Source organism: Pedobacter sp. CG_S7 (genome assembly GCF_040544395.1).
Taxonomy (GTDB): Bacteria; Bacteroidota; Bacteroidia; order Sphingobacteriales; family Sphingobacteriaceae; genus Pedobacter.
In genome coordinates, this window is sequence record NZ_JBEONS010000060.1 from 1 (window position 1) to 8,754 (window position 8,754).

Here is an 8,754-nt window from a genome sequence, read left to right on the forward strand (position 1 = left end):
TCAAAGGGGTCTCTGGTAACCAAAAGGCTAAAAGCCGGCTGGGACGATCAATTTCTCCTTAAAATTTTAAATCAAATTTAAATGCGTTGACCCTGTCAGCTCCTCCCGTTTTTGAAGGTCAATTTGTAAGACCACTGATTGCTCTAGCGCGATGATGTTACGGCTAGCGGGTTCTAGCCGCAGAAAGCTAGAGAGATCCGATATCCACCAGTCTTCTGGGGCAAAATGTAGTGTATGCTCATTTCCATTATCATCGATATGGAAGGAACGAAAAAAGCCCTTGCATACGTAAGTTTCATAGCGGCAGATCTCTCCTTGTGCTAAGAGATACTGTCTAGGGAGCAATTTTCGTACACTAAAGGCCGAACAGATATAGTTTTTCTCACTGTCGTCGAGACTTATTCGACGTTCGAAATGTTGCAAAATGGTTTTAAAGTAGTCTACGGGCTTGTGTATATTCATGATCCCTTTTTATTACAAAAATACAAAATTGACTTTGGCAAACAGAACCTAAGCAAACAATTGATTTCATGCAGAAAAGAATATGATACGTATCCTTATTGGAGAATCCTGCGAACGGTACTAATGATTTCAATAACAGATCAAAAGTTGTTCATTTTACGGATCAGTTCAGTCTTGGTGGTTACCTCGGCCTTGCTGAAGATATTCTGTACATGCTTATTGACGGTGCGTTCAGAGATAAAGAGTTTCTCTGCAATCTCTCGATATTTTAATCGTTGACAGATCAGGACGACCACATCTTCTTCCCTTGTGGTCAGTCTAAATTTTTTACTGTTCATCGCTATAAAAGAAGCATTAATTGGCATCAATTCAAGTTCCAGATATAATTCATTTTCCTTTCTTGTTTTTCTGACAGACTTCCATATAAACATCCCTGTAATGATCAAAAAACCCAGATTAGCAAAAAGAACTTCCACCAATTGACTGAAATCAAAATAAGCGATCAGGGTCATTAGTGCCCATGGAGCCACTGCACAATAAACAGCAATCTTCTCTATGTAGAATACACGGTTCTGGCTTTCTCGGTAGCGTTCTTTTATCGCAATTAATATCGCACGCAATAAAACAATGGAATAGAAAAAAGGGATAACAATTCCGTAGTTGACCGCGATATCCAGATTATCATTCATGGAATACGAAATGATGAAGAATACCACATAAGGGAGCAGTAGGAATAATATAACCCCATAAATGGCATGAAAACGCAATAATTTTAGCTCAAAAGCCCGATAAAAATAAAACGGAAAGTAAGAGGCCATGAGAAAGCCAGAGCCGTAAGCAATAATATTCTGAAAACGTATGGATATGGCCATTATTTCGGGATCAGGGAATAGCCCTCCGGTAATGTTATAGATGATCAGGAGAAAAAGTAAGATCAAATACCAGAAACGGGGTTTATCATCCGGTTGATTCAGGTAATACCCAAGTTGCACCCCGAACATGACCAGCTCCAGGATGACCAACAATAAAGTAACGATGTGCATTTCTGTTCCGAATACCGACATAGTTCTTTTACTTTAGCGGTATACGCTTTAGGAAAAACAGGGTATATTCCATCTCCAGCTTGTCATAAATCTGAAAACCAAAACTCTTATACCAAGCAAGGTTCTCTAGCGTTGATGTCTCCAAATAAACCGGTAACCCTTTCCTCTCTGAATCCTCTAAAATTTCCATTAATAATTTGCTGCCAATGCCTAGACCTTGGTACAATGGATCTACCCCGATAAACCAGAGATAGGCCATATTCTCTTTTGAATGCTTCTTTTTAATAAGCATCTCTCGTCTCATCACTTTGATAATACGTCCAAAGCCAATGACAGAATAGATCAGTCTCAAATCATTCCAAATTGATCGTAACGTTGTCCGTTTCTGATGTGGATATAAGATTAAGGCACAGGCTTTCTGATCATCAGATAAACATACCTTACCAAACAATGAGCATACATCATAACAGTAATCCATTAAAGTATTGAGTTTATTTATGCTTCCGTTGTTTGGAGAAGTTAGGTAAAGGATGCTTTTATTATCTTTAAACGACTTGCTTAAAATTTCAATTACAAACTTTTTATCAGTTAATTTTGTCTCTATCATAAATTAATTTAATGGTTGATTCAACCGCCCTTTATTTAACACAGGTTACAAAAGGTTTTCCCCAACATTTCCAAATAAAGACCCGAGCAACGTGAGCCAGTTGCCCGGATTGAGAAGGATTAATCCCACGCGAAGCACTAATGCTTAATGCTGGACAAATAATAGCTGCGCTATACCTAGATTGCTGCACGGCCAATACTGCTTCTCCTCCCTTTTTCATAAATCAGTTGCTAGAAAGACTTGAATCAAATGAATATTTGTTATAGGGAAGAAATGCCAAAACGCCGAGTAAAAAAAGTCCGTGAAACATCTGAACGGGAACGGCACTCCAGTTCTGCTGCATGGAAGAACCAAAAATCAAAGCCAACATAATGATTAATCCTATTATCGTTACCAATTTTGTTTTAAATCCAATTAGTAAAAAAATTCCGACAAACAATTCCAGAATTGGCAATACAAACATAAAAGGATGAACTAATGCCTCTGGCAGTATAGTTGTTTCAAATTCTATTGTCATTTTTTCCGCGAATTCCGGAAGCTTGAAAACCCTTACAAAGCCGTGTCCGAACATACTCATTGAAATTAACAACCGAGCAAAAAAGTAAGTTGCATTTTTATTAGACATATTATTTTATTTCGTTAAGGATCTATTTCTTAATATTTAAAAATTTCTTCATTTTTTAGGTTCATAGTCCAATACTAAAATATCTCCCAAAATAGGTCTGATATGCGTAATGATTAATTGCTGATGATATTCGGATGCATTGAAACTTTCCAAAGTTTTTCTGTCCTTGAATACAGCTACTTCTGCATGTGTATATCCCTTGGCTCTATCCATAAAATCTTCACCAAAAGAGATGTCGATAAGTCCGGGAATTGTACCTTTCTGTTTCTGAATTTCTTTCTTCAGACTTTGTATCTGTGCGACCGTTGTACCGTCCTTAAATTTGAACAATACAATATGAACAACCTTTTCTCTTTTTCCTTTGCTTGGAGGCTGTCCATTAACAGGTAGAATCATAGTGGTAAAAAAGAGGATAGAGAGAGTAATTATAATATTTTTCATTTTTTTTGTTTTAGAAGTTATAAATTAGTGTTACCCGCTAAACCACTTTTTTCAGCTACATCCCGCTGTACAAGAGGTGTAATCTTCGGGGTTACCAAAGCATGTTTTGCAATCTCGCCTTTGGTTGCGTACCAAATGCCTTCATGCTGTGCCACATATTTCAGGAAACGCTCTATTACACGAACACGTGAGGCATGTCCAGAAATACGGTCGTGAAAGCTAATCAACATCATACGTCGACGGGTTGCCGCTTCTTCATACAGTTGGTCAAATTCATCCTTTAATTGCTGCTCATAGTCCGCAGGTGAAAAACCGGCAAAGTCATAAGAGCCTATATCGTTCATATGTATTGTGTATGGCATGGTTACAAATGGTTTTTCATTCAACTGTTGTATGTACGGCTCATCACGGCTCAAATCATTGTTGTGGTAGATAAAGCCCAATTCCTGAAGCAAACTTAACGTATGAACACTGCCCCGCATCCAATAGCAATCGTATCCCAAAGGAGTTACACCTGTTGCTTTTTCGATAGATTGCTTAACACTCCTTATCCATTCTCTTTCATCATCTTTCGATAAATGGTATTGCCAGCTCCATTCTTTCCCGTGTGCCGCAGGCTCATGTCCACGTTTCACTATTTCCCGGGCTAATTCAGGATTATTATCAACTGCCCGACCAACCATAAAAGAAGTTGCTTTAACACCATACTTATCAAATAAATCCAATAACCTTGGAATACCTTCGTGTATACCATAATCAAAATAAGAATTCGTAGCTAAGTCTGGGTAACCTTTCTTTATTGGTTCAGGTATCAAGCCACCTGCTCCTGAAATTGGCTGTCCACCTGCTTCAAATTGTAAAGAAATGGAAATGGCTAAACGGGCAGAGTTTGGCCAGAAGTCTTGAACAGAATCTGATGTTTGTTCGTTTTTTGTTTTTATTGCTGCTCCCGCCCATCCCGGAATGGCTAAAGCAGATGCTCCGAAAGAAGTCTTTTTAATAAAGTCTCGTCTATCCATGATAATATTTTATAAGTTTGAAATTGCTTGATAAACTGCTACCTGAAATTCTTCTCCGATAGAGTACCAGGGTGATAGATATTCCTGAGTAAATAAAAGAGCTATTATTCCTTCTTTCGGATCGGCCCAACCATGTGTATTAAATGCACCTCCCCAACCGAATGCACCTAAACTTTGTGGCGATAAATAACGGTTCTTTTCGGTTACTACCGCAAAACCCCCTAAACCGAATTGAAAATTTTCTGGCTGCGCTGGCAATGGTGATATCTTAACAGAACTCCCTAATTGATTGACCAACATCAGTTCAATAGTTTTATGACTTATCAGTCTTTTGCTCTTATAAACACCTTTATTCAAATAGAGGGAATAGAACTTAGCCATATCAGTAGTTGTTGAACTTAAACCTGCACCTCCCGAAAGATAGCTACCATTTAAACTGGGAAATAGAGGATCAACACCTTCGTATATTGGATGTACAACTTTTAATAATTGATTATCTTCTACTGTCTCATACAAACTTACAAGGCGGCTTTGCTTTTCATTAGGAATATGGAAATACGTGTCAGTCATTTCCAACGGCTCCAACACTCTTTTTTTCAGAAAGTCATCTAATGACTGCCCACTCCATATTTCAATTAGATAGCCCAATAAATCAACATTTAGCCCGTAAGTAAAATTCTCACCGGGATTATGCTGCAAAGGCATATTTGCCAACAACAACATTTTTTCTTTGAGGGAAGATTTCGTAGTGCCAATACCAGAAGGAATACCCGCATTTTCATAAATACTCCACATAGTAGGGTCGCTGAAAATGGCGGGGTAAGCGATGCCTGAAGTATGTCTTAATAGGTCGCGGATAGTGATTTCACGACTGGCAGACTTAGTCGTATAACTGCCATCTTTTGCGTTATAGCTAAGCAATACTTCGGGATCTTTAAATGCTGGAATGTACTTAGAGAGAGGGTCATCCAGTAGAAATTTTCCATCTTCCCAAAGCATCATTACACCAAGACTGGTAATAGCTTTTGATTGTGAGGCAATCCTGAAAATGTCATCTGTTCTCATCTTCCTGTTTGTTTCAACATCCGCATATCCGAATGCTTTATTGTATACAACCTGACCATTTCTGATAATAAGAGCCGTAGCTCCAGATATATGATTTTCAGCTATTTGACTCTTTATAACTTCATCTATTTTTAACAGTCGTTCTTTGTCAAATCCAGGTTGCTGTGCTTGTACGATCATGGTATTTCCTATAAAAAATGATACGATAATTGCTGTAAGAAAGCCTTTCTTACTCAGTGTGCATAATTGTTTCATTACCTTGTTATTAACTTTTATAAAATTGTTTTTACTATGCCACCATCTACTCGCAACGAAGACCCATTCGTAGCAGATGCTAATGGACTTGAAACGTAAGTAACTAGATTAGCTACTTCCGCTACATTGGCAAATCGTTGGATAAGAGATGATGGACGCACTGTTTTAAAGAAATCTTCTTCTGCCTGTTCTGCCGTAATGTCTTTTGCATCCGCTAACTGTTTGATAAATTCAACCATTCCTTCTGAACCAGTAGGTCCAGGCATAATCATATTTACAGTTACAGCAGATCCTTTTGTTAATTCTGCCAATCCGCGACCTACTGCATGTAAAGCAGTTTTTGTCATACCGTAATGTATCATCTCTTCAGGGATATTGATAGCTGATTCACTGGTAATAAAAATAATACGTCCCCAATTGTTAGCCAACATTTTAGGAAATAGGAAACGAGATAAGCGAATACCACTCAATACATTTATTTCAAAAAAGCGGAACCAATCCTCATCAGAAATATCCTCAAAAGTCTTTGGCTCAAATATTCCCGCGTTATTTATTAGAATGTCAACATCAGGTAACTGTGCCAGTAATTCATTTACTTCATTCACTTTACCAAAATCAGCTGCAATGCCAGATATTTTGGCATCGGGTACCTGTTGTCTCAATTTTTCAATAGCAATATCCACACCTTCCTTCTTTCGACCATTTATTATGACAATCGATCCTTCCTGTAACAATTGTTTGGCGATGGCAAAGCCAATGCCTTGTGTAGAGCCGCTTATAAAAGCAGTTTTTCCTTTTAGTTGTAAGTCCATTTATTGTTAAGTTTTATTATTAAATTATAGTTACTTTTCTTTCTGTCCATATACTTATAAGCACTAAGCAAATAGAAATGGTCATGAAAATTACCCCGTACGAGGAGATTGCTTTTAACCCTACCGACGCAACAACCCAACCTCCCGAATACGCTCCTAAAGCCGCACCTGCATTGAACGAAGCGATGTTAAATGCAGAGGCCACATTGACAATAGCAGGATTAGAATGCTCTGCTGTCTGAACAACATATAGTTGGGATGCAGGAACCGTAGCGAACGATAATACCCCCATAGCAAATAGAGTGATAATAGCAGGTACCGTATAGTTTAGTGTATAAGTAAATATAAACAAGACGAGAGCCTGTAAAGTCAACATATAGAGCAATGCTTTAAGTGGTACTTTGTTAGCTAGTTTTCCTCCTGCAATATTGCCTATTGCTATGGCGATACCATATATCAGTAAGATCAAGCTTACTGTATTGTGTGATATATGTGTAACTTCCATCAGTAACGGTGACAGGTAGGTGAATACGAGGAATACCCCTGCATAATTAAATATGGTAGTTAGAAACGCCAATATTAATTTTCTATTACTAAGAATACTAAACTGCTGCGTTATAGATGAAACAGCATCGTTTTGTATAGCTCTAGGAAGCAGGAAGATATTAGCAATCAATCCTATAGTACCTAGTCCTGCAACACAGAGAAATGTTGCTCGCCAACCAAAGTATTGACCTATCAATGTTCCTAGTGGTACACCGATTGCCATTGCTACAGTTAACCCAGCAAACATAATGGCAATAGCACTTGCCCGTTTGTCAACAGGAACTATCGCCGTCGCAATAGTGGCACCGACCGAAAAGAAAACCCCATGTGCGAAACCCGTAATAACCCGTGCGAACACCAATGAGATAAAGCCAGGGGCAATACCTGCCAACACATTTCCCCCTATAAAAAGCAGCATCAAGTAAATAAGCAAAGGCTTGCGATGAATTTTATTGGTCAATGCTGTAATAATTGGAGCACCGATGGCAACCCCAATGGCATAAAAGCTAACCAATAGTCCTGCCGAAGGAATACTAATCTGTAAATCTTGAGCAACAGTTGGTAACAAGCCGACAATAACAAACTCGGTGGTACCAATACCAAATGCACTTATTGTCAAAGCCCATAATGCAGCAGGCATTGTATTTTTTACAGATACCCTTGAGGCCGATATTTTTATTGAAGGTATTATTTCACTTTGACTATTCATTTTATTAACGATTATCGAAAGCAAAGGTGGAGAGTATCTATGTATAAGTAAAATAGCTTAATTTATAGTTTACTATAAATATATTTATACATATCAAAGTGAATAAAATAAGAATATTGCTAACTTTACATCATGGTAGATTTAGAATGGTATAGATCTTTTAAAGCAATATATAGAACAGGTACACTAACTGGTGCCGCGCAAGAATTGCTTATTTCGCAACCAAATGTGAGCCAGCATTTATCAGCACTGGAAGCACACATAGGCAAGAAATTATTTGAGCGGAAGCCACGTAGAATGGTTCCTACAGATTATGGCAAGCTATTTTATACGCAAATTATTGAGGCTGTAGAAAAGCTGGAACGTGTAGAATCAGAATTCAGGTACATCCGTTCATCGAATATTCCATTGACTTGTATAGGAGCGCCTAAAGAGTTTTTTTATAGTGTACTCGCTTCAGGTATTAGTAAAGCCCCTGCGAATCTTGTCTTTGAATTTGGTCTTACTAAAGACTTAATGCAGAAATTAGCTAAGGGTAAGTTATATTTTGTAATAGCTACACATTGTACAGATGAAAAAGATATTATCTATGAACCAATAGTTAATGAAACCTTCCTTTTAGTGAGTGATTATAGTTTAGATACTTCTATTTTTTATGAGTTTCTAGCTAACGAAGAGTTAGACAAGGCAGAACGCTGGCTTTGTGAGCAGGATTGGTATGTATATAGCAGCGATCTTGCCATTATCAGACGATTTTGGTTGGAGAACTTCAAAAAAAGACCTTCTATAAAACCGCGTTTCATCATCCCTGATTTTAATTCTATCTTAAAAGGAATCAGTTCTGGCTCGGGCATTACAATTGCCTCGGATTACCTTGTAAAGGACTATATAAACCAAAAACAGTTAAAAGAGGTTTGGAAAGGAAACAATGTGACATCCAATACTATTTATCTGACCTATAATAAAAACAATGTAACCACAGAACAGATTGAAATGGTTAGAAAATTTTTAAGTGAAAAGCATTTGATCTAATTCGAATAATTTGCATTTAACATCCGGTTATACATAAGAATTATGGTAACTACTCAGGTACTTTAAAAGATTTGACTGTTTTCAGCCCTTGTAATCGTTGTTAGTTTAGGGGCAGTTTCAAAATTCAAATAAAATGGC

10 protein-coding genes are annotated in these 8,754 nt (G+C 37.7%); 1 reads left to right on the top strand and 9 read right to left on the bottom strand.

Features of this window, described 5'->3' with window-relative positions:
• Positions 1 to 66 precede the first annotated feature (66 nt).
• The 9 genes from AAKU52_RS16595 to AAKU52_RS16635 all read right to left on the bottom strand — a co-directional run bounded on the left by AAKU52_RS16595 (position 67) and on the right by AAKU52_RS16635 (position 7,584).
• Entirely contained in the window at positions 67 to 462 is a 396-nt protein-coding gene (locus AAKU52_RS16595; RefSeq protein WP_354335608.1) for a Crp/Fnr family transcriptional regulator, read from the bottom strand.
• Positions 463 to 602: 140 nt separating this feature from the next.
• Positions 603 to 1,526, bottom strand: coding sequence for a response regulator transcription factor (locus tag AAKU52_RS16600; RefSeq protein WP_354335610.1), 924 nt, complete (start codon positions 1,524 to 1,526; stop codon positions 603 to 605).
• 7 nt (positions 1,527 to 1,533) lie between these two features.
• Positions 1,534 to 2,112 (bottom strand): GNAT family N-acetyltransferase, encoded by a 579-nt coding sequence (locus AAKU52_RS16605; protein WP_354335612.1) that lies wholly within the window; start codon positions 2,110 to 2,112, stop codon positions 1,534 to 1,536.
• A gap of 223 nt (positions 2,113 to 2,335) precedes the next feature.
• A complete protein-coding gene (locus AAKU52_RS16610; protein ID WP_354335614.1) occupies positions 2,336 to 2,737 on the bottom strand; it encodes a DoxX family protein in 402 nt (133 codons plus the stop codon).
• Between the two features lie 48 nt (positions 2,738 to 2,785).
• A complete protein-coding gene (locus tag AAKU52_RS16615; RefSeq protein ID WP_354335616.1) occupies positions 2,786 to 3,178 on the bottom strand; it encodes a Dabb family protein in 393 nt (130 codons plus the stop codon).
• Positions 3,179 to 3,195: 17 nt separating this feature from the next.
• Positions 3,196 to 4,197 (bottom strand): polysaccharide deacetylase family protein, encoded by a 1,002-nt coding sequence (locus AAKU52_RS16620; protein WP_354335619.1) that lies wholly within the window; start codon positions 4,195 to 4,197, stop codon positions 3,196 to 3,198.
• Between the two features lie 9 nt (positions 4,198 to 4,206).
• On the bottom strand, positions 4,207 to 5,517 hold the full coding sequence (locus tag AAKU52_RS16625) for a serine hydrolase domain-containing protein (RefSeq protein ID WP_354335621.1): 1,311 nt from the start codon (positions 5,515 to 5,517) through the stop codon (positions 4,207 to 4,209).
• A 17-nt stretch (positions 5,518 to 5,534) separates the two neighbouring features.
• A complete protein-coding gene (locus AAKU52_RS16630; protein WP_354335623.1) occupies positions 5,535 to 6,329 on the bottom strand; it encodes an SDR family NAD(P)-dependent oxidoreductase in 795 nt (264 codons plus the stop codon).
• Positions 6,330 to 6,348: 19 nt separating this feature from the next.
• Positions 6,349 to 7,584, bottom strand: a complete 1,236-nt coding sequence (locus tag AAKU52_RS16635) for an MFS transporter (protein WP_354335625.1) — start codon at positions 7,582 to 7,584, stop codon at positions 6,349 to 6,351.
• A gap of 132 nt (positions 7,585 to 7,716) precedes the next feature.
• On the opposite strand from AAKU52_RS16635, the gene AAKU52_RS16640 reads away from it, so the two are divergent.
• Positions 7,717 to 8,616, top strand: a complete 900-nt coding sequence (locus AAKU52_RS16640) for a LysR family transcriptional regulator (RefSeq protein WP_354335627.1) — start codon at positions 7,717 to 7,719, stop codon at positions 8,614 to 8,616.
• The last annotated feature ends 138 nt before the right edge of the window (positions 8,617 to 8,754 follow it).

Coding starts and splice junctions, on each gene's coding strand:
- AAKU52_RS16635 (WP_354335625.1), bottom strand. CDS start 7,584: ATGAATAGTCAAAGTGAAATAATACCTTCAATAAAAATATCGGCCTCA.
- AAKU52_RS16610 (WP_354335614.1), bottom strand. CDS start 2,737: ATGTCTAATAAAAATGCAACTTACTTTTTTGCTCGGTTGTTAATTTCA.
- AAKU52_RS16620 (WP_354335619.1), bottom strand. CDS start 4,197: ATGGATAGACGAGACTTTATTAAAAAGACTTCTTTCGGAGCATCTGCT.
- AAKU52_RS16640 (WP_354335627.1), top strand. CDS start 7,717: ATGGTAGATTTAGAATGGTATAGATCTTTTAAAGCAATATATAGAACA.
- AAKU52_RS16625 (WP_354335621.1), bottom strand. CDS start 5,517: ATGAAACAATTATGCACACTGAGTAAGAAAGGCTTTCTTACAGCAATT.
- AAKU52_RS16630 (WP_354335623.1), bottom strand. CDS start 6,329: ATGGACTTACAACTAAAAGGAAAAACTGCTTTTATAAGCGGCTCTACA.
- AAKU52_RS16605 (WP_354335612.1), bottom strand. CDS start 2,112: ATGATAGAGACAAAATTAACTGATAAAAAGTTTGTAATTGAAATTTTA.
- AAKU52_RS16595 (WP_354335608.1), bottom strand. CDS start 462: ATGAATATACACAAGCCCGTAGACTACTTTAAAACCATTTTGCAACAT.
- AAKU52_RS16615 (WP_354335616.1), bottom strand. CDS start 3,178: ATGAAAAATATTATAATTACTCTCTCTATCCTCTTTTTTACCACTATG.
- AAKU52_RS16600 (WP_354335610.1), bottom strand. CDS start 1,526: ATGTCGGTATTCGGAACAGAAATGCACATCGTTACTTTATTGTTGGTC.